This window comes from Aminipila sp., assembly GCF_032051575.1.
In the GTDB taxonomy this organism is placed as follows: Bacteria; Bacillota; Clostridia; order Peptostreptococcales; family Anaerovoracaceae; genus Aminipila.
On sequence record NZ_DAMBYD010000003.1, the window covers coordinates 116,489 to 139,571 of the forward strand.

The following is a 23,083-nucleotide window of genomic DNA, read 5'->3' on the forward strand; positions in this document are numbered from 1 at the left end:
TAAATCCGATTCGAATGAGAATCGGTAATTAATAACTAATATTTTCTACGTTCCAAGAACTCTTCAATTAACGCAATGGTGTCCTCTACCCCAATATATCCGCTATCCAATGTCAGATGATAGTTCAGTACATCTCCCCACTTACGTCCTGTATGATGGGTATAATAATTAGTTCTTGCCTTATCAATTTTTTTAATCTCACCCTCAACAGTACTTTCATCCATTCCATATTCATTTATAGCTCGTTGTGTTCTGTTATGCATTTCTGCACATATGAAAATATTTGTAACATCATGCATATCTCTTAAAATATAATCTGCGCAGCGTCCTACAAGAACACACGGGCCTTCTTCCGCTATTTTTCTAATTACATTCACCTGTGCTAAAAAGAATTTATCATTTAATGAAAGTCCTTCAATTCCAGCTTCACCGTTGCCCCCAAGACTTGTTGCAAGAGTATATAAAAAGCTATTTTTTGCTTTCATTTCCGCATTTTCAATCATTTCTTTAGAGAAACCAGTTTCTTCTGCAATTCTATCTATAAGAGCTTTATCATAAAAAGGTACACCCATATCTTCTGCCAATTTTTGTCCAATTATTCTTCCGCCACTTCCATAAGTACGGCTTATAGTAACTATTTTCTGCTTCATTCAGCACCTCCACCTATAATAATTGGTAACAAGCATTTTTTATGAACACACCTTTACACACCAACTACTATATTTTACATAATTATATATTTTACCATAAATTTAAGACAAAAACTACTCCGAAATAAGATTTTTACCCTTCCACCTTCCACTTTTCCACCTTATTATGAACATTACAGCACGTATGCATTCATCACACCCCATTGCTATCCAAAAACCAGCCAGTCCCATATTGAAAATTACACCTAGCATAAATCCCCCCCATGTAGCAATAATCCACATACAGGTAATCCCCAGTGTTATAGGGAAAGCAATGTCGCCTACTGCCTGCAGATCTCTGACCATTACCATGTTTACGGATCTTCCCAATTCTACAAATATATCCAGAAACATGATAGTATGTCCAAGTTCAATAATAGCCAGGTTATCAGTAAAAAATCCAAATATTGGCCTACTGCACAAAAAAATTAAAATAGATATAACCATTGAAACCGTTATTGAAAGAATTAACGTTCTCTTAACCTGTACCCTGACATTTTTCTCATCTCCAGATCCCAGTAAATACCCCACTATTATCTGTGAGGCCTGTGATAAAGCATTGGTGTATAAATACGAAATCATAGCAAACATAGAGGCATAAGTCTTTGTAACTATTACTGCCTTGCCAAACCCATTTGCCATGGTCTGAATAGCAAGCTGTGATACAGTGTAAGACAGACTTTCTCCTCCCGAGGGTATTCCTATAAACAATAATTTCTTAAGCTGTTCCCATGGGAAAGGTGTCAGATATTTTAAGCTGATTCTACCATCCACTTTCAACTTAAATATCACAGCAAGAATTACTACGCCTGCGAGCCTAGCGGCAATACTGCTAATAGCCGCTCCTACAAGTCCCAGATGGGGGATTAGCAAGGCATTCCCACCAATATTTACTACATTTAATGCCAAAGATACCAGCATGGATTCCTTCATCATAGCATTGCTTCTGAGTATCGCTGTGAAAGTTAAATGTATGCCTTGAAGAGCAATAAAGCCACCTATCAATGATAAATATAATGCTGCCTGTGGTAAAACCTCTTCTGGTACATTCATTAACGTGAATATCCCTTTAGAAAATACGACTAAAATAATACTTACAACTATACTTAATACTAAATTTACGCATAATGATAAACTATACAGACTTTGCGCCTTTTCATTATCACCGTACCCTTTATATAATGAGATTCGAATCGTTGCCGCCACGCTTATAACACTAAAAACTATAATTACTATGTTTAATACCTGATTAGCATTGCCAATGGCCGCTACCCCTACATCTGAATACCGCCCAACCATAAATTGGTCAACATTTCCTACTAACATTTGCAGAAAAAGCTCTACAAATATAGGGCCTGAAAGCTTCACTAAGGCATTCATTCCTTTAAATTCTTCTAATTTATCCATCTATATATATTACCTCTTTATTTCATTGACTAATTTACCATTTTGGGCTGAACCTGCAAACTTCCATATTATACACTTTCTTTTCATAAAAGTATACCAAACAATTGTAAACCTTATCAAATTATATGGTTGACATTATTATTTTTTTGCCCTATACTCTTACTTGTATTATTAACAATGCAAATCTAAAGGATGAGGTAAATTTGATGCGATATTCAAAAACAACTAATTTTATACTATGTGCTATATTTGCAGCCATTACAGGTGCAACCGCTGGCATTATTATTCCACTGCCTTTTACGCCTGTTCCCATGACACTTGCCACTTTAGCGGTAATGCTTGCAGGCGGAGTTCTTGGAAGTAAGTATGGTTCTCTCAGCATGATTGTCTACGTACTATTAGGTGCCTTTGGCGCACCTGTATACCATGGATATACAGGTGGCTTTGACAAATTAATAGGACCTACAGGCGGATATCTGATTGGATATATTTTGACTGCTTTTATTACAGGCATTATAATAGAAATGATAAACAAGAAAAACAATTTGTATATTAATGTAGTTGCTATGTCTTTAGGCCTTTCCGCCTGCTATATTTTAGGTACGTTATGGTTTATGTTTTCTACAAGCACGCCTTTATGGACTGCTCTTGTTTCCTGTGTATTTCCATTTTTAATTGGTGATGTACTTAAGATAGTTATTGGAGCAATGCTTGTCACAAAGCTTAGATCAGCATTAGATAAAAGCATTACATAAATAAGGAGGCTTATATGTCTGTCAAAGACGAAGTTTTGAAAACGCTAGAAATAAATAAAGGGCAAAGTTTCTCTGGGGAAACCTTAGCTGGAACACTGGGAGTTTCGAGAGCTGCAGTATGGAAAGCCATTACTGCCCTTCGTAAGGAGGGGTATCCTATTGAAGCTGCCACAAATAAAGGGTATGCACTTATGGAGGATAGCGACCTTTTATCTGAACAGGGTATACGGCTGCATTTATCTAAAGAAGCATCTGCCTTACCATTGCACGTTTATAAAATTTTAGACTCTACAAATTTAGCTGCAAAGAGGCTGGCTCTGGAGGGCGTAGGTCATGGAACTGTGGTCATTTCCAATGAACAGACAAAGGGCAGGGGCCGACTGGGACGAGATTTTTATTCTCCCGCTTCTTCTGGTATTTACCTGACCATACTTCTAAAACCTAACTTTGATCTTTCCAAATCAGTTTTAATTACTACAGCTGCTTCTGTGGCGGTTTGCAAAGCCGTAAAGAAAGTATGTGGTGTAGAATCTCAGATTAAATGGGTAAACGATGTATATATAAACGAGGAGAAAATCTGTGGCATTTTAACAGAAGCCATTACTGACTTTGAAACAGGGGCGATTGAGTACATTGCCTCGGGCATCGGCATCAACTGCCATATTCCAGAGTCTGGATACCCTGATGAAATAAAAAATAAAGCAGGTGCAATCCAATCTTCTTTTTCTCGTAATGAACTGGCCGCTGAAGTTATTAATCAAATGATGGCGATTTATGAAGACATTGAAAGCCGGAATTTTATAACAGAATATAAGCAACGCTCTATGGTTCTGGGAAAAACGATCCAGGTAGTTAAACATTATAACAAACAATCAACTTCTCAAACTCCTGACGCTCAAACAGCCGTCGCTCTAGATATCGATAATGATGGCGGGCTTATTGTAGAATATGAGGATGGGAGCCGTGAAGTATTAAATACTGGTGAAATCAGCATAAAAATTTAACTTTTTACATTCATTGCTTTTTCATTGATTTATTTTTTATACTGAAAAGGAGCTAGCACTAATCACTTAGTAAGCCAGCTCCTTCAACTGTACATAATGTGATACCATCACCCTATTGAGTTTTATTTAGTCTGCTAATGCCACAGTTAATCGCTTTCTTAGGGCAGCTATCCACACATTCCAGGCAGAAAATACATTCTGTATTATCCATATTACCTGATTGAACCATTTTCTGAATATCTATACTCATAGGACACCTCTTACTACATTTTCCACAGGAAACGCAGGCTTCCGTATCAGCCTTTAATCGAAATCTGGGATTATGCAAAAAATCTGCTACCTTTTCACCAATCACCATAAATGGAGCCATCCAGCAGATGCTGTGACACATGCCTCTTTTGCCTGTGGCAAGTGCGAAAAAATAAATCAAGCTGACCACCGTAAAATAAACAATTACACCCATGATTTCCACATTAAACCCGTAGAAAAAGTTAATTTTAAGTGGACTATTTTTCACCCATAGAAAAATTATAAATGAAAACCATATCACCCATATTATGTATTTTGTTAAAATCTTAAATCTACCGTACCATGGTCTATTATTGGCATTTGCAGCCATATCCTGAATTGAACCTCCTGGACAAAGCCAGCCGCAGTATAACCGGCTTCCTACTATAGAAAATAGAAGCAGAAGTGCAAAAATAATAGCACTCCCATTAATAATCCCAGTCATCGCAGATATGATAATAACGTATGGCGACAAAAATATAAAAGAAATTGGAAATAAGATTGCACTGTATGCAAGTATGCCTCTGCGTATTTTTTGTCTCATATTCTTTCAACCTTTCTTTCATTAATTATTTTTTTTGCTTCAATTCCCCAGTTCCTCATGGCGGTATATAAATACTTTCCACTTAAAGCTGTTAATTCTTTGTAAGTATGATCCTCACCTTGCTCCTTAAGATTACCAAAATACGTAAGGAAGCCCTCCATGTCTTCGATATTTTTTTCATTTCTTTCAATAAAATCATCTAGATGTTTCAGTATAACCTCTGGTTCTGTGCTTTCTCCAAAAGAGACCTTAAGAAGGATTTCATAACGAAGCTTTTCCACATCTGGAGCCTCAGACAACCACTTAAACAATACTGTTCTACCTGCTTCCGTAATATGGTATGTTTTCTGTCCCCTCCCATTGCAGTTATCTGGAGCTTCCATGAATTCTGCCAGTCCTTCTTTTACTAACTGTTTCAGCGTGGGATATATCTGCCCGTAACTCTCTTGCCAGAAATGACTGTGTTCATATTCAATGGATTTCTTAATGGTATACCCTGTCTGTGGGCTGTGGGCCAAAAGCCCTAAAAGTATGTATTTTGTTTTTCCTGTATTTTCTTTCATAAACACCTCATGTATCATTATAATATATCATAATGATACATCTTATTAAAATAAATTTCAATACATTTTTTAAAATGAAATTTCTCAATTGTATGTTGCCGTAATAAAAAAACAAACTGGCCCTTAGTCCAGTTTGTATGATTCCTATTACATGATTAGAAAATGCTATAGGATACGGGTTTACCTTCTTTAATTTTTATTGTATATCCATGTCCAGGCTCAGGAATCCATGCAAAAAAATGCTTATCCTCTTCTGGAAAACTTTGTGACATGACCGCCGATATAACTCCCCCATGACATACCACTACCGAATGTGCCTCTTTACCTGCATGCCGTACTGAGAATTCTTTTAGCTTATGCAGTCCCATTAGCTGCTTTAATCCCTTGCCAACCCTTGCTCTGAAAACTTGAGGGCTTTCACCATTTGGTGGTGACGTGTTACCAGTTTCATCACTTATCCATGTTTGATATTCTGGAATATCCTTCAGTTCCTCGTAACTGTGCTTTTCATAATCCCCAAAAGACATTTCCCTGAAATCCTCTAAGATGCCATGTTCCTTGTCTCCAAAAATAATACGAAAAGTTTCTTCTGTTCGAATCAATCCTGAGGTATAAAAATCTGCCTCTGGTACTTTTGGATAAATATTTTCTTTCTTCAAAGATGCAAGTAATTCTTTACCTTCCTCCAACAAAGGTAAATCGGTATGCCCGTAATACCACCGCTTTAAATTTCCTTCAGTAGTACCATGTCTGATAAAATGAATATACGATTCAGCTTTATCGGATTTTTTAGTATCTGCACCTTTAATAACCTGTGGTAACCCACAAAACATTCGAATTACATGATTTGCCTGGCTGGTAAGGTAAATCATCGTCCTTCCATTCATTTCCCGCCATGCGCGGATTTCCTTGTCCATAGGCACTATCCCTTGAGAAACATCAGCACAGATTATAATCTTGTCTTCCAGTTTCAAACGATTTTCTTTAAGATAATCCTTTGCTTCAATCCCCTTTTTTACGCAAGCCAATGTGAATTCTTCTAACTTATATATCACCGTTTTTGAAAAATCTATTTCCAGCGTTTCTGTTTCTTTATCACAAATATATACATCCTGTTCATTCAGGTTAAAATGTTCCATGACATATTCTAATTTCCCTTGATATACTCCACCAAATATAAAGTCCATGTTTGTATTCTTCCCTTCATTATAAAATTGCTAACACCAATACTCCTGCACATTCGGATATGGTTAATGCATAACCAGCAATGTCACCACTCATGCCGCCTAATTGTCTTCTTCCATAGAACATCATTACGTGATGCGTAATTACTGTAGTCACTATTGCAGTTATTGCAGACTCTGCACCAATGTCGCTGTAACTATAACTTGCAATTGCAGGAATAATTGCCGCTATTGTTATAGTAACAAATATCATTAAATTTAAAATGAATCCATACTGTCTGTTTATTTTTTCATCATAACTTGCCTTATATTGGCTGTGCCCAATTGGAACAAAGTTGAGAACCCCATATCCCGAGCATGCTCGTGATACAATAGGTATCAGAACCAGTCCCCATAGTTGAGAAGATTTCAACCCAACAGAATTAGTTAGATCATTAGGCTCTATTGCAGCCCACATAGCAGAATAAAAAACAAGGAACAGTATAACAACACTTATAACTGCAAACGCTCCAACATGCGAGTCCTTCAAAATTTTCTGCCGCTCTTCTAATTCCCGTCTGGACATAATTGCATCACAGCAATCCATAAAGCCATCCAGATGAATAAACCCACTTATGGCAAACGGGTATATTGTCATTACCGCTGCCTGTAGCTGCAATGGAATGTTAATCAACGCCATTCCTCTATATAAAAGATACCATAACGCGCCCATTAAAATTCCAATAAGCGGGAAAAAAACTAACTGCAATCTCCTTAAATTATTATCCCACAACTTACAGGGGCAAGGCACAGCAAAGAAATTCCCCCATGCCATAAAAAACGCTGTTACATATTTCATCTAAAACTCCTTATATTCTATTACAGTTCCAAAAGAAACTTCAATCACTCTGTCACAAATTCCTGCTAAGGTCTTATCAATAAAAGCAAGTCCCTTTCGATACGATTCTGTTAAAGGATCATACTGTCCCGCATCCCCATAGATATAATCTGATACGAATACTGTATTTCCTGTTAATTCAGCAAATTTCTTTAGTTCCGCAGCAACCCTGTCAGAGGCATCATAATCAATGCTCCCATCCGCCTTAAACATTTCATTTGAAAGAAGTGCTGTCACACTATCCAGCAAAAAAACACCTTTTGGGTTAACTGTTCTGCCATCTGAACCTTTGCAGCAAGAATCACTAGATAAACATTGACATATATCTTCGCTTTGTTCTACTGTAGTAAAACCCCAGCCTGCTCTTTCTTTTATATGTCTTGCGATTCTAGCCAGATCCTCTTCATCAACCGGTCTCATGGTTGCTAGGTAATAAAGTTCTATATCTTTTATGCGTGACATATCTCTGGCAATAGTCTGTGCATACATAGATTTTCCATTTTTACATCCGCCGCTAATAAAAACATTCATTTTCCAACTCTCCTACTCTAGGTCTATGCCCAATTTTTAGCAACTCTTATTGTATCACAAATGTCCCTATGATATAATAAATTTGTTTGTTGGTATTATATTTATTTAGTAAAGGAAGTGTATCATGAGTAAAAAATTAAGAGCCAATATTTTACTTCTACTGACTGCCCTTATATGGGGTTCAGCATTCGTCGCCCAAATAAAAGGTATGGATAATCTAGGTCCATTCTCTTTTGCATGTGTTAGAAATATGGTGGGTGCAATTTTCCTTATTCCAGTTATCTTCTTGCTCGATAAATTAGACAAGAAGAATCAAAAGGATTCTATCTATGAAAAGACGGAAGAAGAAAAAAAGGCTGAAAGAAAAATTCTGATTACAGGGGGGATTGCTTGCGGCATTGCGTTATTTGTGGCAGGTTCACTGCAACAGGTGGGTTTAATGTACACGACAGCAGGAAAAGGTGGATTTATCACAGCTCTGTACATCGTAATTGTTCCAATCTTGGGATTATTCCTAAAAAAGAAAGTAAGGCCAGTTATCTGGTGTTGCGTAGTAGTTGCCGCTATTGGTCTTTATATGCTTTGTATTAAAGAAGGTTTCAGTATTGGGATGGGGGATTTATTAATTCTTATCTGTGCCTTTGGTTTCTCTATACATATATTAATTATAGACTATTTTTCACCTAAAACAGACGGTGTTAAAATGTCTTGCATACAATTCTTTATTGTAGCTATTCTCTCTGGAGTTGTGATGTTTGCAATAGAAGCGCCGACCATTAATGCTATTTTAATATCATGGATGCCGATACTTTATTCTGGTGTTTTATCCTCTGGTGTCGCTTATACCCTTCAGATTGTGGCACAAAAAGATACCGACCCAACTATCGCATCCTTACTGCTAAGTCTTGAATCGGTATTTGCTGTTCTATCTGGTATGATTGTACTTCACGAAGTATTATCAGGCAGAGAAGTCTTTGGTTGTGTATTAATGTTTGCTGCAATCATCGTTGCACAGCTGCCTTCAAAGGAAGATAAGATGAAACGAAAATTATTATAGCAAATTAAAAAATATTAATATACTCATCAAGGGAGATGTTTTTAGCAAAAGCATCTCCTTTTGCTTCATCACAATCATTCTGTGCTAAATATGATATTTGCGACTGTTTAGAAACTCCCGTAAAGATTGCTTTGGCTTTTGCACCTTTTGCAACTTTTATTAATGCCACTATCATTTCATTTGGCAAACTTTCTATCAATAACTTTGAATCGAATTTTATAGCATCAATTTGGATTTTACTAAGAAGCTCTAGTGATAAGTAACGTCCACTACATTCCCCTATAATGCAATTAGCCCCCATTTCATGTATGCACCTGATAATTTTATCTATCTGATATATTTTTTCTTGTAGAATCTCCTCTGAAATCTCAAAAGACAAACATTCTCCTTGTATCCCATATCGCTCTTTAATTCTTTTTAATTTACTGATAAAATCTGCAACATTAAAATGATTTCTATGTAATTTTATGGATATATGCATGCAGGTCTTTTCCTTTTCCAAATGTTCTTGTATTTTTTTACATATCTCCTCGAAAATAAAGCTATCCAGACACATACTTAATCCTCTTCGTTCGAATACTCCAACATATTGTTCAGGAAGCAGTGCACCTTTTTCAGGATGCTCCCAAATCGCATATACATCCCCATTGCATAAAGCTCTTGTTTTAAGATCATAACGGGGCTCTACATAAATTTTAAATTCACCATTTCTAAAAGCCCTATACATGGTATTTTCAAGTTTCTTTTCAAACAGTACTTTTTCTAAAAGTTTAACATCATAATAAGATATAGTAATATTATCTTTCTGCTTTTGAGATTCATTTCTTAAAGCCATACCCGCCCGTTCTTTTGCGACTTTCAAATCCATAGTCAAATCTCGTATGATACAAACTCCGAATTCCAATTTTAAATTTATATCAAAGATACCTTTTCCTATTCTCAACAGACGATCTTCAAGCTGGTTCTCTCCTTCATATTTCATTAAAATCATCATGCGTTCTGCATAGTCTCTGCAAACTAATTCATCATTATCTATATATCTTGAAATGCCAAGGAATAGCCTTCTTATAAGTTGATTTCCTCTTACATTGCCATATTTTGAATTATACAAATTAAAATTATGCATATTCGTAGCGACTAAAGCATAGTGACACTCCATTTCACTAATAATACTCTTTGCCCTTTTATCAAAATAGTTACTGTTCATGCCACCTGTGACTTCGTCACCATATGCGATATTTTCTAAATAATCTTTTTCTTCTTTAATCCTTCTTTTTTGAACCCATAGGAGCATAATCGGAAGTATTAGAACTGTAACCCATGTAATAATAGAGAATATCAATAGATTTATACCACTCATACTTATGCCTTTGGATTTAGATAAGCTAATAAGATACAAGTCTTGAATCCCTAGCGGAGTGTACGCCACAAACTTTCTTTTTCCATCAACACTAAAATTAAATACTCCCGACTTTTTCTGTTCTAAATTTTTAGCTAAAACATCTACTCTATCTTGGAATTTAATTTTTACATAACTCTTATTTAAGTAATCAAAAAAATTCTGTTGGTTTATAAGCTTTGATATTTCTGAACTTTCACCCCATAAAATATTGCCTTCAGCATTAATGATCATTGAGTCATGGCTACTGAAATTTCCGTTAAGAAAAACTGGATAGCAAATTTTATCTAAATCAAAAATGGTCACTATTTCTTTATATTTTACTCCATCAATAATCAAGCCTTCTACGGGTGCAATATAGTTTATTAATGCACTACCATCTAAATAATCCCCTGTAACAAAAAAGGTTTCTTCTGTTTTATAATCAAGGCTGTTTTCTATATAGGGTATATTACTAAGCTCCTTGGTGCTATCCGTATAAAGGATTTGCTGCTTTTCATCAACAAAAGCCATAGCCTCATACCCGTACTCTCGCTCCTCTTCTTCTACATAATCCATTAATTCTGATTTAGTAAGTCTCGTTCCTCTGCTAGAAATTAGGTCTCTAAATGTTTTCTGATTATGAGAAATACCATCTAACTGCTGTGCTATACACTGATTAACGATTTTGCAATTATTAAGTGTTTCTTCAGCAGATTTATTATTATTTTTAGAATAAATATCTCGAAAAAAAACAATGGACATAATTATACACAAGATTAACATTATGATTATTGCATATTTATAATGCTTGTGGTTTTTTATTTTGCTATTTTTTTGTTCCTCAAACTTTATATCAAATGGCTTTGCGTAAGATTTATGATTATGTTGCTCGAAATGATTTTTTATGTAGACAAGCTGCTGAACTCTTTTATGCGAAATATCTTCTAACAATATTTTCACAATGTTACTGTTTTGACTTTCCAGAAGTTTTATTTTGCACTTTAGGATTTTATAATCCTCACCTACAAATTGAACACAAAACTCGAAGGTTTCATTATTCTTTCCTGTAACTAGCATACTCTGAAAGTAGTCAAGTGAAAAATGTTCTTGTAGTTGAACCACGTCTACTTTTCTGACTCCATATTCTACAAAATATTGAAAATATTGATTTGCATCATAGGTCCTGCCCTCTTTTCCGTCCTTTATCAAGATTACTGTCATACTATCTATATCTACTTCAAGCGTTAAGAAAAACCTTTCTGCAACTTTCAAAACCATACAAAACCTCTCTCTGCATATCACTCTCTTACGTTCATAAAAATAATGTCGAATTTTGGGTATTTATGTAAATATATTCCATGCTCTGTGCAAGTATCAATATAGCACGCAACCATTGCAAAGTCAAGATTTTCTGCATGTTATTTTCTATAATATAACTGTATAAATAAAGTTAAATCCCATACATAAAACAATCCCACACACTGTTGGTATAATGAAGCCCAATGCCGTCCATTTTATACTCTGAGTCTCTTTTCTGATCGTTAAAAGAGTAGTTGCACAAGGCCAATGCATCAGTGAAAATAGCATCATGCTTACAGCAGTCGCCCAAGTCCATCCATTATTGATTAATAAACTTTTTAACATTTCTAAATCATTTATCTCAAATATACTATTCCCGTTCATATATGACATAATTATAATTGGCACTACAATTTCATTTGCAGGTAACCCAATGATAAATGCTAGCAATATTACACCATCTAATCCCATTAGTTTTGCAAAAGGGTCAAGAAAATCTGCAAATGTTAATAGGAGAGCTTGACCCCCTACCGTAATATTTGCAAGCAGCCAGATTATGACACCCGCCGGTGCAGCAACAGCAATAGCCCTTCTTAATACAAATATGGTTCTATCAAAAATTGATCTTACTAGTATCTTTCCGATTTGAGGTCTTCGATAAGGCGGCAATTCTAAAGTAAATGAAGAAGGTATCCCTTTAAGTAAAGTCTTTGAAAGCACATAGGACACAATTAAGGTCATAACAATTCCAATTAAGATAACAAACATAAGGAGTACTGCAGCTGTGAAGCTTTGAAGGGCCCCAGAATTACAAACAAAAAACATAGTTAAAATAGAAATTAATGTGGGGAATCTACCATTACAGGGTACAAAATTATTGGTTAAAATGGCAATCATTCTTTCTCTTGGTGAATCAATAATCCTGCAGCCTGTTACTCCTGCTGCATTGCAGCCAAACCCCATGCACATGGTTAGAGAAATTTATGCTACTCCACTATATTCCCAGTAAATTTATAATAGATTCTCACTACTTGATGCTTTCTACCTTTTTCATCATATGCTCCCTGACCTATTTCTATCCGGTCAACTAGCTTAAGTAAAAGTGCTCTTGTCAACTCTTTTCCTTCAGTAATATTATCTACAAGCTCAATAAAATTTTCAAAGGAGTTCTTTTTACTTTCATCCAACTCTTTATGTAAAGCATCTAACTTGTTTTTAATTTGCCCTTCCTCTAACTGATATGCTTCAACCATTCTATCTAGTCGGTCATTAGTAAGTTTTCCTGAAATATTATCCTCATATAATTTATCAATTATCTTATCTAATTGTTTTTGTCTTGAATTAAGCTCATATATATGTTTTCCCCTTATTTCGCTATATTTATTTTTCTTTTCTGCTTTATAATCTTCCTCGAATGAAGTTATAATATCCATCTTTTCTTCTTTTGTCAGGCCTATTTGATTGCGGAGTTCCTCAAGCACAATATTATACAAAGTTTCATAATTAATAAAGTGATTGCTGCATTCCCTTTTTCCATATAGCTTATATCCACCACATACAAGATTAGCAACAGCGCTTTTTTTCCTTATCCCTGTTGATGACATATTCCTACCACAATCCATACACTTAGCAATACCTGAAAATATGTTAATAAATCCATTTTTAGTTTCATTTCTTCTAGCTATACTTCGATTCCGGACTACATTAAAAATTTCCCTGGCAACCAATGGTTCATGTGTATTTTTAACAATATACCATTCTTCTTTCGGCTTGGAGATAATAATTGTGCTCTTAAAAGATACCTTTGATGTTTTGCCTTGTGCCATATCTCCTACATAAACCATGTTATTTAATATTTTACAGATCATGGATGACGTCCATTCTTTTCTCTTAGAATAATTATCTGCATTTAAATGTGGTTTTTTTATACAACGGTATACCGCTGGGGTTAATACCCCACGAGCATTGAATGATTCTGCTATCGCTTTTGGCCTACAACCGCTTGCTGCCATATTAAACATTTCTTGTACTATAGGAGCCGCTTCACAATCTACAATCAAATGATTCTTATTTGTAGGATCTTTTTTATATCCATAAGGTGCAAAACTACTAATATACTCCCCCGCCTGCATTTTTGTTTCAAAAGAAGATTTAATTTTTTTAGAAGTATCTCTAGCATACATTTCATTTATCACGTTTCGAAAAGGTGCAATATCTGTATATGCACTATCCGAATCATATCCATCATTAATAGCAATAAATCGAACTCCTTTTGATGGAAAATATATTTCTGTAAGATTACCTGTACTTATATAGTCCCTCCCCAAACGTGATAAATCTTTAGTCAAAACAAGATTAATCTTCCCTTCCTCTATGTCTGCTTTCATTCGCAAAAACGCTGGTCGTTCAAAGGTTGTTCCAGAAATTCCATCGTCAATGTATTCATCATATACTGTAAAAGTATTTTTACGGGCAAATGCACGGAGCATTTTTCTTTGAGTGGCTATACTTGAACTTTCACCACTGCCTTCATCCTCTTTTGATAATCGCATATATAAAGCTGCTCTGTAAATTTTGGTTGTGGTTTCCAAAGCCTACCCTCCTTACATACTGGAACTTAAGATGTGCCTGCTTTTAAAGGCTTACTTTGTAAATATTCTTTTAGTACATCCTTTACCTTTTTTTCTTCTATGTAATACCTTTCAATTGTAATAATGTTGTTTTTGATGTCATATTCTTTGATATTTTTTGTCTGCTCATCAGAAATCATTTCTATCACCTCTATTTTTATTCTTCTATATAAATATTCAAATTAACAAACACCCATTACATATTACGTAATTAAGAACTTAATATCTTCCTACACTTGACGCACGGCCCGTGGCTACAGAACTAATTATAAGAAAAGGAGAAATATATAAAAGACCCCTTCTGCTAGATCTTTGTCTAACAAAAGGGGTCTCTATCATTATATGCCTTGATGGTCTTTCCTCACTGTTGTATAGTACTGCCTTCACTATATTTGAAGTGTTGTATCAATTCTTTCAGCATATTGGCCTGTGCGGACATTTCTTCACTTAATGCAGCACTTTCTTCTGCCGTAGCACTGTTTAACTGAATAACCTCAGATACTTGTGTAAGCCTAGAGTTGACCTCATTTATGGATTTTTCCTGTATTATTGCTGCATCTGCTATATGTTGAATCACTTCCGAAGACTTTTCAGAACTTGAAATAATATCATTCAAAGATTCTGCTGTTTGTGAAACGATTGTAGTTCCGTTGGAAATTGCAGCCATGGAGCGTTCAATCAGTTCAGATGTATTTTTTACACTTTCCGCTGATTTACCAGCGAGGTTTCTAACTTCATCAGCTACAACAGCAAATCCCTTACCTGCCTCTCCAGCACGTGCTGCTTCCACCGCTGCATTTAATGCAAGAATATTTGTTTGGAACGCAATATCCTCAATATTTTTTATAATTTTTTCAATTTCGCTGGAAGCGTAACCAATATTGTTCATAGCTTCTATCATTTTCTGCATTTGCTGTTTTCCCTGTGCTGAAGATGTGCTGGCCTCCTCCGCAATCTTTTTGGCTTGTTCCGCATCCTGGGAGGTTTGTTGGATATTGAGTGCCATATCACTTACGAAATCGGACAGTTCCTGTATCGCTGCCGTTTGTTCCGTAGCGCCTTGAGCCAGAGTCTGTGAACCTGCAGCCACCTGCACAGATCCACGAGCCACTTCATCTGAAGATGTATTGATTTGGGACAAGGTGTTTGAAATATGAACAGAAAACTTGTGAATGGAATCATTAATTCCAGACAAATCACCTTGATATTCTGTAGTTGAATCTACAATGAAATTTCCATTAGAAAAATCCTTCATCGTGTCATGGATATCATCAAGAATCTCACTTAAATTATTAACAGTTTGTTTCGTTGCCGAGGCCAAAGTTTGGAACTCGTCTCCGCTTGTGACTTCAGGTACAGGCGCGTGTAAGTCCCCCTGGCTAATCAAAACTAAGCGCTGAGTAATATTATTTAAGTGCTTTGTCATCCTTCCTGCAATGATAACCATAGACGCGATACCCAGAACCCCCATAAGAATACCACATATAATAATGCCGATTAAAGAAAGTTCTTTTGCCATTTGATACTGACTTATGATTTTTTCAATGTCTTCATAATAATTACCGGTGCTGATATACCATCCATACGGTTCATACTTTTCAGTATATGCACGCTTTTTAAAACTGCCTTCCTTGTCTGGTTTTGTAAAGTAAAATTCTGTAAAACCTCCGTTTTTATGGTTGCCAGCTTTAATAATATTCTGAATGAAGTAATTGCCTTCTAAATCTTTTTCGTTATACCTCTGCTTGCCCTCATATTCGGTTTTCATATGTACAGCACAAGTGCCGTCTTCCAAATCCGCCCAGAAATATCCGTTTCCATCATTATATCTGGTATCGCGTACAATCTTCGTAGCGGCTGCCATTTCCTCATCGTGTGTAATCTCTCCGTTTAAATATCGTTGGTGGTTTACATCCAATACACTGATCAGATTTTCTGTACTAGTTTTTATCACCGAATCGAACTTTTGCTGCTCTGCTATAATTGCTGCGTTATGAGCTTTCGTCAGTTCAACAAATGATACGAGTCCTTGTATAAAAACCGTTATCAAAATCAGAATCCCGAAAATAAGCACTAGCTTTGTCTTGATGTTTGCTTGTTTAATCATTGCTACATTCCCTTCTACTCAAATCAAATTATTTAATGCTAAAAAAATACTATGGCAATATTTAACTCCATACTTTACTATAAATTAATTACCCATCAATCAAAGATGTAAACACTACGCAAAGTAAAATCAGAGTATAAGAATTAGCTTAATTGCAATTCCTACACTCTGATTTTTGATTTGTTATAATTCAAGTCTATAATGCTTTTATAAATCTCAGATAATTTTTTCGTATATTTTAAACCATTTTAACCCATAGTTTTCTAATCCTAAATCAATTGTGCCGACATATTTGAATCCACATTTTTCGTATAATTTGATTGCTGGTAAATTGTTTTCGTAAACATCTAAGCGAATGGACTTCACATTTTTTGATTTAATGCTATGTTCCGTAGCAAATTGTATCATTGTTTGCCCTACACCCTGACCTAAATAAGAAGGATGGACAACAAGTGTATAAATCACATATACTTGTTCATAACTTAATTCCCTTAGCCATTTTGCTTCAAGATATGCCGGTTCAGGCTTATGTCGCAATATGATTGACCCCACAATCTTTTCATTATATATCGCTACGTATAGGCATTCTTAATTTATTCCATTTATAGCATCCTTACGAGTAGGATAAACACCCTTTTTCCATCCTGGAAAATTTATTGTGCTTTCCAAATAGTCATTCAGTTCATCATAGAGCTGCTCTAACTCATCAATATCATGATTGCTTGCTTTTCTAATAGTTAGTTTCATACTTTTCATCCTCTAATTTGTATTTAAATTGTTTGCTTCTGTATTCCTGTATAATTCCTTAAAATTTGTGTTGCCCACGGGCCCTTAACTGATCTAATTTCTTATTATGATACCTTCCAAGAAAAGTTAAAGATACTATAGTTCCACATAGTGCAAACAGCATATCCCATTGCGTATCCCATACATCACCCTGTGTTCCTAAAAAAGCCTCGGCAGCTGTACCTGTAAACATAGCAACCATAAATTCTATCAGTTCATAGGCTGCACTAATTGCAAGACACATACTTACTACAATATAAAATAACCATATACCAGTTTTGGTTACATTTTTCCTTATTAATACTTCACGAATAATCAGAGCAGGTATGAATCCCTGCGCAAAATGTCCTAATCTATCATAATAATTTCGACTAAGATCAAAGGCATCTTGAATCCAGTTAAAAACTGGCATTTCTGCATAAGTGTAGTGCCCTCCAATAATCAATATAACAGCTTCTAACCAAATCAGACTATAAACTAAATTAGTGAATTGAAATTTGGAATAAATAACAATTAATACCGATATACCCAATATTGCTGGTGTAACTTCTAAAAACCACGTAAACATATCTTTTGGGTTAACCAAAGACCAAATTAAAATACCTATTATACTAAATAATAAAATTAGATGAAACTTCATTTTTGTTCGTTATCCTTCCTTTTGCTGTGTCGTGGCTTTGGTCTAATAATTATATTAAAATTATCAATTTTTATATAATTGTCATTTCTTATTAAAGTAGCCCCTTGCACTTTCATCAGAACCAAATCTTTTTAACAAAACAAAATTTGCAATGCTCTCTCCACTTTTGTTACTCTTACCTAATAGAGATCCGGTTACGTGAATATTGCCAAACTGAAATTTATTCTCATCGTTAACCTGATACTCAACAATGCACGTTTCATTTTTCTTTAGTTTAATTGGTCTTTCTATTGATACATCCTCTAAAGGTCTATCATTAATCGTTATATTGCTAATAATATTCAACAGCTCATCCGGATAAGGAAATTTTAATCCTGTAATTTCAGTATCTTTCGTTAAAGTATATGTTGCTTTTCTCGTGTCGCCATGCTCTGTAATATCCATATAGTTGTTACCCTGCTTATTTCTATTTCCTCCCACGATTGTAATGCGACCTATGTCTTCAGTGGTTTGGCTTCCATCATTCCAAGTAACAAGTACTCTATTTAATTCTAAATCATTGCCTATACCAGTTTCCTCATTCCAATAATCACAGTTAACACCAATATTTACAGTACTAACAGTATATTTGCCTTCCGCCTCTTTTTCTTCTCCGTATACTACGCAATCAATGCCTTTAGGCGCATTGGGAATCTGGACTTTTTCTACACTTTTGTTAAACCTTCTAGGTGCTATGTAATTTAAATCAATATCCATATCTTCTGAATATATTAAAGATTTGACAAAAACAGGAGCATCTATTTTCGGCCCGAAGAGATTACTTTTGCCTAATCCAAACAAAGTAAACAACAACACCATCACAACTAATATCACTAATCTTTTATTCATCTCTAATCCCTTTCTTTTTAGCTGGCTTTATTTCAATGGCTCCGTATAGATTTCATATATCTGGCTCATTTTATTCAACTCAAGTAAGGTTTCTTTATCTGCCATAGCTGCAAATCCATAAACGGTAATGCCATGATTTTCTACATAATCTGCTGCGTTAGAGAATTTTTCGGGGTTTTCGTCCATCATTTTCAAGAACTTTTCCTGCTTAGACACATACTTTAGCATGCTTACAAAATGTGTTTTCATATAGGTCTCCGTTTTCATTTTTTGTTTTAGTATTTCTATATCTTTATCACCTTCATCCCATAATAATAAATTGGGGTACTTATCTTTATCCCATGTTAATTCAGTTGATTTAGTCAGGCCGCATTGAAATCCTATATTATCCGCACGGAACATAGAATCTACACTCGTATCTTGTTGTTGCCCATTTGTAACAACTGCACACCATGTTGAAGTAAGGTGATCTTTATTACTGATAAATTTCATAAACTCTTCATAAGACATCATTCTATCTAGTGTAACATAAGCAACATACATTTCTTTTTCATTAAGCTTGTTAAGTGCTTCTGTTGCCATTTGAGTATCACCTGCTGCACAAAAATTTTCTTTCCCTTCTGTTATTAATTGTGTCAAGGATTTTGATGTATTCCCATGCATTTGGAACCACGCAAATAGATTCCCTGTAGGGCGCTTTAATGAATTCATATCATAAAGTGTTATTTTGCCTTTTTCAATTTTGCCTGCTATGTTTGTAAACCTACCATTATAGCTTACATCCTGATATATTCTAATATCATACTTTCCATAGCCCCCTGCGTCCACCCGGATATCATCTCTGACATAAGCTGGAATGACCAGTTCTGAATAAACAGCCATATCTCTGCTTATCTGATTACAATCCTCACTAATTTCTTTACCTGGATCATAGTAAAAATATGAAACAATATCGGGTAATGCTAACTGTACAAATACTACTACTGCAAGTGTTACAATACAAACGATTACTCCCATTTTAACAAAGGCTCTCCTAATCAATTTATTTATATCTGCCTCTATCTGTAATCCCTGTTTTTCATCCAGTTCTCCCTTTTTATATAACTCTAATAATTCGCCATAAGACCTTCTCGTTTTCTCCAATACCATCTTATTGTCCCCCTTATTTATCTCTTTTCCCTGAAGCTTTTGTTATTATAATATATCATATCTAACCCAAAGTTAAAACTTTATTGCATCGTTTATCGGGATTGGAGTAAAATGAAAAATCAAAAATGTATTAATGGCGGTCATAAATCTACTGATAAATTCATACTACTTGTACATACTATAAATAGAGGTGATTAATATGAATGATTTTAATGTAAACTCATCTAGCTATTACTATGATAATCCAGATTTAAGAGATTACTATTTATCCTGTTCCCAAGGAATCCGTAATAGATTAGATGAATCCGGCGTAGAAATCTCAACATTAGGTGAACTTAAACAAGTTGTTGAGAAAATGAAAATTAATTTATAATTCACAACTACTGAGTATTTCTCAGTAGTTTTTAAATGATTTTAGCTCCATAATAAGAAAACTACTAATTCATCCTGGTAATTAGTAGTTCTTACTTTCTATTCATTAATTATATTTTATATTATGCACATTCTATTTTTTTTTAAGTTTGGCTATTACTAAAAATATAAGATTGAATACCAATGAAATGATAAAGAATAAAATAAACAAATATCCAATTGGTATCAGGGCAAAGGGTTCGACCAGTGTTCCATCTGGCAGAAGTTTTGCACCAATTATATTATAGGAAACAAAACAAATAATAGCTGCTAATGCTGAAATTAGCATAGCACCTCTTGTAAATGAAACTCTTTTATCTTTTTTCCACTTTGCTGAAATATTTTCCATTAATTTCACCTCCTGATTTGAAATAGCCGGACTCTCTAAATTCACATTAAGTTTCTGTAACTCATCTCTGCATTGCGGACAGTCAGCTAAATGCTCTTCTACTAACAAAGAGCTATCTTTACTACACACTTTGTCATAATACAAGGGCAACAGATCTTTAATGACTTCACATGATAATTTCATTTCAACTCCTCCTTTAACTTTATTCTCGCACGATGATAAGTGACTCTTGACCAACTTTCTGTTTTACCGAACAATTCAGCTATTTTAAAAAATGATAAATCTCCAAAAAAACGCAGAGTAAATACTTCTTTATAAGGTTCCTCTAGATTATGGAGTAATTTATGAATTTCAAATGCGCTTTCATTACCCGCTAATATTTGTTCAAAACCATCGTCAGAATAATGTGCTATATCATCAATGTTTTCGAAATTAATTTTTTCTTTCTTTAAATATGAAAAGTATGAATTTTTTGCTATTTGGCAGAGCCAAACACTCATCTTACAATTTCCTTTGAAACCATCAATACTTTTTAATGCTTTGAAAAATGTTTCTTGTGTTATATCCTCTGCAACATTTTCATTTTTAGAAAGACATAAAACATATCTATATACATCCTTAAAATATTTGGAGTATATCTCTTCAAATTCCGTCACATTCTCACCACCTTTCATATATAAGACTATCATAGTCGAATTTCGTTACAAAATTCTACAAAACTTTCTTACATAAATTTATTAAGCGGCATATAAAAGTATAAAAAAATACTAACCAATACTGATAGTTAGTAGTTTCTTAGGTTACTTTAATTTTTTTAGCCTCTTATTGCACTCATTTTCTTCGGTATGCTTCATATCCGCAAATGTATAAGCCTATTAACATTACAATCATAGAAATCCTAAATGGTGCCAGCAAATCTGCACAAAGCAATGGCGATTAACTGTCCTATTGCACACTTTTATTTAATTCGGATATTTTTCTTCTATTTTTATTGCTATTTTCTCTAATATATAAAGATCTACAATGGACCAAAAATATCCTGCATTAAATTTCAAACAATCTATTGTTATAGACTTCAAAGTATCATATTGTGGATCATATGAAAAAATTAACAATATAGAAAACAAGACATTCCATAAAATCAAACCTATTATTATATACTTTATATACTTTTTCTTTATAGTTATCCACTGGTCTCTCACTGTTGAACTCCTTGTTTTACTTTTACTCTAGCAAGCAAATAATTTTCTTTTTACATATTATCTTATCATAATCCATACCATAATAATAAACGCGTATATGACATTATTAGACAATAGTCGACAATATATTCCATAGTAATTATTTATTTTATTCCAAACTTATATGAACTAGCTTATATTAAAAAGGTATGAAAACATGAATACGAATTCCACTAAATTATATATTTTTTCTCGTATTTCCCCTTGTGATAGCATTAATTTCCCCATGCACATGGTCAATGCCTGTTTGCCACATGCACTACATTTTTTAAAATATTTATCTAAATTAAATGCAATTCGCGGCAGATAACCCAAATCCTCTAACAAAGTGAATAATGGAAAAAAGATTGCCATAGGCGGTAACATTACAGCTATAACCCATGCAACAACTCTATAAACTCCTAGAATTAACACCTCATAAAAGAACTTGGGTATTTCTGTCGTCATACAAAACTCAAGCATTTTATCTTCCAGTGCAAATAATCCTGTGCTAAGCAATTGGGATGGATAATTTGCACCTGTTATGGTAATCCAAAAGATTCCCAACAGAGTTGCAAGCATAATAGGTATACCAGTAGCTTTATTCGTTAAAACTGAATCAATTTTTCTATCCCTGGCAGAATATCCACCACCCTGAATATTAGCCTCATCAACTACTCTTGCTACCCTTTTCCAAATATCCTCTGGACTTAACTGGATATTATTGCACAGCTCACTTGTATTTTCCTCTGAACAAACTATTTCAGCCACTTTTCCGATTAGCTGTTCTATCCCTTTTCCTTGTGCTGCAGTAGTCCCAATAACTGGTATCCCTAAGCATTCAGATAGTTTATCCAAATCAATTTTTATTCCTTTTCGCTCTGCTTCATCCAATAAATTTACACAAGCAACCACTTTTCTAGTAATGCCTAATATTTGTAATAGTAAATTTAAGTTTCTCTCTAAACAAGTAGCATCGCAAACTATCACTACAGCGTCCGCTTCTCCAGATTGTATGTAATCTCTTGATACTTCTTCTTCAGCAGATCTGGCACATAACGAATAGCTGCCAGGCAGATCTATTAATTTGTAGGTATCGCCATTGAACCTATATTCCCCCTGTGCGGTTGCCACCGTTTTTCCAGGCCAGTTTCCGGTATGCTGATGCATTCCTGTAAGTGCATTAAATATGGTGCTCTTCCCTACATTTGGATTGCCTATAAGCGCAACTGTTTTTGTCACACCATCGGCAGCTTCATTTTTTATATTATCCATAACAATAACCCTCTTTTTATATAGTTGTAATGTTATAGATTATGTTTTC

At 34.6% G+C, this 23,083-nt stretch carries 22 protein-coding genes and 2 pseudogenes; 4 read left to right on the forward strand and 20 right to left on the reverse strand.

Features of this window, described 5'->3' with window-relative positions; all coding sequences use genetic code 11:
- Positions 1 to 35: 35 nt before the first annotated feature.
- Together RTW14_RS04610 and RTW14_RS04615 are read right to left on the reverse strand one after the other, a co-directional pair.
- Positions 36 to 650 (reverse strand): cytidylate kinase-like family protein, encoded by a 615-nt coding sequence (locus RTW14_RS04610; RefSeq protein WP_312648523.1) that lies wholly within the window; start codon positions 648 to 650, stop codon positions 36 to 38.
- A gap of 114 nt (positions 651 to 764) precedes the next feature.
- Positions 765 to 2,096: an MATE family efflux transporter gene (locus RTW14_RS04615; protein ID WP_312648524.1), complete on the reverse strand. Its 1,332-nt coding sequence runs from the start codon at positions 2,094 to 2,096 to the stop codon at positions 765 to 767.
- 206 nt (positions 2,097 to 2,302) lie between these two features.
- Here RTW14_RS04615 and RTW14_RS04620 point away from each other — a divergent pair, with 206 nt between their 5' ends.
- Together RTW14_RS04620 and RTW14_RS04625 are read left to right on the forward strand one after the other, a co-directional pair.
- Positions 2,303 to 2,851, forward strand: coding sequence for a biotin transporter BioY (locus RTW14_RS04620; protein ID WP_312648525.1), 549 nt, complete (start codon positions 2,303 to 2,305; stop codon positions 2,849 to 2,851).
- A 14-nt stretch (positions 2,852 to 2,865) separates the two neighbouring features.
- Positions 2,866 to 3,855, forward strand: coding sequence for a biotin--[acetyl-CoA-carboxylase] ligase (locus tag RTW14_RS04625; RefSeq protein WP_312648526.1), 990 nt, complete (start codon positions 2,866 to 2,868; stop codon positions 3,853 to 3,855).
- 112 nt (positions 3,856 to 3,967) lie between these two features.
- Here RTW14_RS04625 and RTW14_RS04630 read toward each other — a convergent pair whose 3' ends face one another.
- The 5 genes from RTW14_RS04630 to RTW14_RS04650 form a co-directional block, all read right to left on the reverse strand.
- Positions 3,968 to 4,687, reverse strand: a complete 720-nt coding sequence (locus RTW14_RS04630; RefSeq protein ID WP_312648527.1) for a 4Fe-4S binding protein — start codon at positions 4,685 to 4,687, stop codon at positions 3,968 to 3,970.
- Complete coding sequence (locus RTW14_RS04635; RefSeq protein ID WP_312648528.1) at positions 4,684 to 5,250, reverse strand: PadR family transcriptional regulator; 567 nt, start codon at positions 5,248 to 5,250, stop codon at positions 4,684 to 4,686. The genes RTW14_RS04630 and RTW14_RS04635 overlap by 4 nt, the downstream gene beginning before the upstream one ends.
- A gap of 155 nt (positions 5,251 to 5,405) precedes the next feature.
- On the reverse strand, positions 5,406 to 6,437 hold the full coding sequence (locus tag RTW14_RS04640) for a histidine phosphatase family protein (RefSeq protein ID WP_312648529.1): 1,032 nt from the start codon (positions 6,435 to 6,437) through the stop codon (positions 5,406 to 5,408).
- A gap of 19 nt (positions 6,438 to 6,456) precedes the next feature.
- Positions 6,457 to 7,272 carry an adenosylcobinamide-GDP ribazoletransferase gene (locus tag RTW14_RS04645; RefSeq protein WP_312648530.1) on the reverse strand — a complete coding sequence of 272 codons (816 nt, stop codon included), beginning with the start codon at positions 7,270 to 7,272 and terminating at the stop codon, positions 6,457 to 6,459.
- Positions 7,273 to 7,842 carry a bifunctional adenosylcobinamide kinase/adenosylcobinamide-phosphate guanylyltransferase gene (locus RTW14_RS04650; protein ID WP_312648531.1) on the reverse strand — a complete coding sequence of 190 codons (570 nt, stop codon included), beginning with the start codon at positions 7,840 to 7,842 and terminating at the stop codon, positions 7,273 to 7,275.
- A 124-nt stretch (positions 7,843 to 7,966) separates the two neighbouring features.
- On the opposite strand from RTW14_RS04650, the gene RTW14_RS04655 reads away from it, so the two are divergent.
- Complete coding sequence (locus tag RTW14_RS04655; protein WP_312648532.1) at positions 7,967 to 8,899, forward strand: DMT family transporter; 933 nt, start codon at positions 7,967 to 7,969, stop codon at positions 8,897 to 8,899.
- 4 nt (positions 8,900 to 8,903) lie between these two features.
- Here RTW14_RS04655 and RTW14_RS04660 read toward each other — a convergent pair whose 3' ends face one another.
- The 10 genes and pseudogenes from RTW14_RS04660 to RTW14_RS04705 form a co-directional block, all read right to left on the reverse strand.
- Positions 8,904 to 11,558, reverse strand: a complete 2,655-nt coding sequence (locus RTW14_RS04660; RefSeq protein ID WP_312648533.1) for an EAL domain-containing protein — start codon at positions 11,556 to 11,558, stop codon at positions 8,904 to 8,906.
- Positions 11,559 to 11,705: 147 nt separating this feature from the next.
- Positions 11,706 to 12,554: pseudogene (locus RTW14_RS04665) on the reverse strand (nucleoside recognition domain-containing protein); the annotation flags it as partial.
- 11 nt (positions 12,555 to 12,565) lie between these two features.
- On the reverse strand, positions 12,566 to 14,170 hold the full coding sequence (locus RTW14_RS04670; protein WP_312648534.1) for a recombinase family protein: 1,605 nt from the start codon (positions 14,168 to 14,170) through the stop codon (positions 12,566 to 12,568).
- A gap of 26 nt (positions 14,171 to 14,196) precedes the next feature.
- On the reverse strand, positions 14,197 to 14,349 hold the full coding sequence (locus tag RTW14_RS04675; RefSeq protein ID WP_312648535.1) for a hypothetical protein: 153 nt from the start codon (positions 14,347 to 14,349) through the stop codon (positions 14,197 to 14,199).
- A 221-nt stretch (positions 14,350 to 14,570) separates the two neighbouring features.
- Positions 14,571 to 16,316 (reverse strand): methyl-accepting chemotaxis protein, encoded by a 1,746-nt coding sequence (locus RTW14_RS04680; RefSeq protein WP_312648536.1) that lies wholly within the window; start codon positions 16,314 to 16,316, stop codon positions 14,571 to 14,573.
- A 216-nt stretch (positions 16,317 to 16,532) separates the two neighbouring features.
- Positions 16,533 to 16,889, reverse strand: a pseudogene (locus tag RTW14_RS04685) (GNAT family N-acetyltransferase); the annotation flags it as partial.
- Positions 16,890 to 16,904: 15 nt separating this feature from the next.
- Positions 16,905 to 17,063 carry a hypothetical protein gene (locus tag RTW14_RS04690; protein ID WP_312648537.1) on the reverse strand — a complete coding sequence of 53 codons (159 nt, stop codon included), beginning with the start codon at positions 17,061 to 17,063 and terminating at the stop codon, positions 16,905 to 16,907.
- Positions 17,064 to 17,121: 58 nt separating this feature from the next.
- Positions 17,122 to 17,742, reverse strand: coding sequence for a DUF2238 domain-containing protein (locus RTW14_RS04695; RefSeq protein ID WP_312648538.1), 621 nt, complete (start codon positions 17,740 to 17,742; stop codon positions 17,122 to 17,124).
- Positions 17,743 to 17,823: 81 nt separating this feature from the next.
- Positions 17,824 to 18,630, reverse strand: coding sequence for a hypothetical protein (locus tag RTW14_RS04700; protein WP_312648539.1), 807 nt, complete (start codon positions 18,628 to 18,630; stop codon positions 17,824 to 17,826).
- Positions 18,631 to 18,657: 27 nt separating this feature from the next.
- Positions 18,658 to 19,779 carry an anti-sigma factor C-terminal domain-containing protein gene (locus tag RTW14_RS04705; RefSeq protein WP_312648540.1) on the reverse strand — a complete coding sequence of 374 codons (1,122 nt, stop codon included), beginning with the start codon at positions 19,777 to 19,779 and terminating at the stop codon, positions 18,658 to 18,660.
- Between the two features lie 199 nt (positions 19,780 to 19,978).
- On the opposite strand from RTW14_RS04705, the gene RTW14_RS04710 reads away from it, so the two are divergent.
- Positions 19,979 to 20,152 (forward strand): hypothetical protein, encoded by a 174-nt coding sequence (locus tag RTW14_RS04710; RefSeq protein ID WP_312648541.1) that lies wholly within the window; start codon positions 19,979 to 19,981, stop codon positions 20,150 to 20,152.
- Positions 20,153 to 20,284: 132 nt separating this feature from the next.
- On the opposite strand, the gene RTW14_RS04715 is transcribed toward RTW14_RS04710, so the two are convergent.
- From RTW14_RS04715 to RTW14_RS04725, 3 genes are all read right to left on the reverse strand, one after another.
- Complete coding sequence (locus RTW14_RS04715; RefSeq protein ID WP_312648542.1) at positions 20,285 to 20,722, reverse strand: DUF3955 domain-containing protein; 438 nt, start codon at positions 20,720 to 20,722, stop codon at positions 20,285 to 20,287.
- Complete coding sequence (locus tag RTW14_RS04720) at positions 20,719 to 21,195, reverse strand: RNA polymerase sigma factor (protein WP_312648543.1); 477 nt, start codon at positions 21,193 to 21,195, stop codon at positions 20,719 to 20,721. The genes RTW14_RS04715 and RTW14_RS04720 overlap by 4 nt, the downstream gene beginning before the upstream one ends.
- Positions 21,196 to 21,909: 714 nt before the next feature.
- Positions 21,910 to 23,034, reverse strand: coding sequence for a FeoB small GTPase domain-containing protein (locus RTW14_RS04725; RefSeq protein ID WP_312648544.1), 1,125 nt, complete (start codon positions 23,032 to 23,034; stop codon positions 21,910 to 21,912).
- Positions 23,035 to 23,083 lie beyond the last annotated feature (49 nt).

Coding starts and splice junctions, on each gene's coding strand:
- RTW14_RS04610 (WP_312648523.1), bottom strand. CDS start 650: ATGAAGCAGAAAATAGTTACTATAAGCCGTACTTATGGAAGTGGCGGA.
- RTW14_RS04615 (WP_312648524.1), bottom strand. CDS start 2,096: ATGGATAAATTAGAAGAATTTAAAGGAATGAATGCCTTAGTGAAGCTT.
- RTW14_RS04620 (WP_312648525.1), top strand. CDS start 2,303: ATGCGATATTCAAAAACAACTAATTTTATACTATGTGCTATATTTGCA.
- RTW14_RS04625 (WP_312648526.1), top strand. CDS start 2,866: ATGTCTGTCAAAGACGAAGTTTTGAAAACGCTAGAAATAAATAAAGGG.
- RTW14_RS04630 (WP_312648527.1), bottom strand. CDS start 4,687: ATGAGACAAAAAATACGCAGAGGCATACTTGCATACAGTGCAATCTTA.
- RTW14_RS04635 (WP_312648528.1), bottom strand. CDS start 5,250: ATGAAAGAAAATACAGGAAAAACAAAATACATACTTTTAGGGCTTTTG.
- RTW14_RS04640 (WP_312648529.1), bottom strand. CDS start 6,437: ATGGACTTTATATTTGGTGGAGTATATCAAGGGAAATTAGAATATGTC.
- RTW14_RS04645 (WP_312648530.1), bottom strand. CDS start 7,272: ATGAAATATGTAACAGCGTTTTTTATGGCATGGGGGAATTTCTTTGCT.
- RTW14_RS04650 (WP_312648531.1), bottom strand. CDS start 7,842: ATGAATGTTTTTATTAGCGGCGGATGTAAAAATGGAAAATCTATGTAT.
- RTW14_RS04655 (WP_312648532.1), top strand. CDS start 7,967: ATGAGTAAAAAATTAAGAGCCAATATTTTACTTCTACTGACTGCCCTT.
- RTW14_RS04660 (WP_312648533.1), bottom strand. CDS start 11,558: ATGGTTTTGAAAGTTGCAGAAAGGTTTTTCTTAACGCTTGAAGTAGAT.
- RTW14_RS04675 (WP_312648535.1), bottom strand. CDS start 14,349: ATGATTTCTGATGAGCAGACAAAAAATATCAAAGAATATGACATCAAA.
- RTW14_RS04680 (WP_312648536.1), bottom strand. CDS start 16,316: ATGATTAAACAAGCAAACATCAAGACAAAGCTAGTGCTTATTTTCGGG.
- RTW14_RS04690 (WP_312648537.1), bottom strand. CDS start 17,063: ATGAAACTAACTATTAGAAAAGCAAGCAATCATGATATTGATGAGTTA.
- RTW14_RS04695 (WP_312648538.1), bottom strand. CDS start 17,742: ATGAAGTTTCATCTAATTTTATTATTTAGTATAATAGGTATTTTAATT.
- RTW14_RS04700 (WP_312648539.1), bottom strand. CDS start 18,630: ATGAATAAAAGATTAGTGATATTAGTTGTGATGGTGTTGTTGTTTACT.
- RTW14_RS04705 (WP_312648540.1), bottom strand. CDS start 19,779: ATGGTATTGGAGAAAACGAGAAGGTCTTATGGCGAATTATTAGAGTTA.
- RTW14_RS04710 (WP_312648541.1), top strand. CDS start 19,979: ATGAATGATTTTAATGTAAACTCATCTAGCTATTACTATGATAATCCA.
- RTW14_RS04715 (WP_312648542.1), bottom strand. CDS start 20,722: ATGAAATTATCATGTGAAGTCATTAAAGATCTGTTGCCCTTGTATTAT.
- RTW14_RS04725 (WP_312648544.1), bottom strand. CDS start 23,034: ATGGATAATATAAAAAATGAAGCTGCCGATGGTGTGACAAAAACAGTT.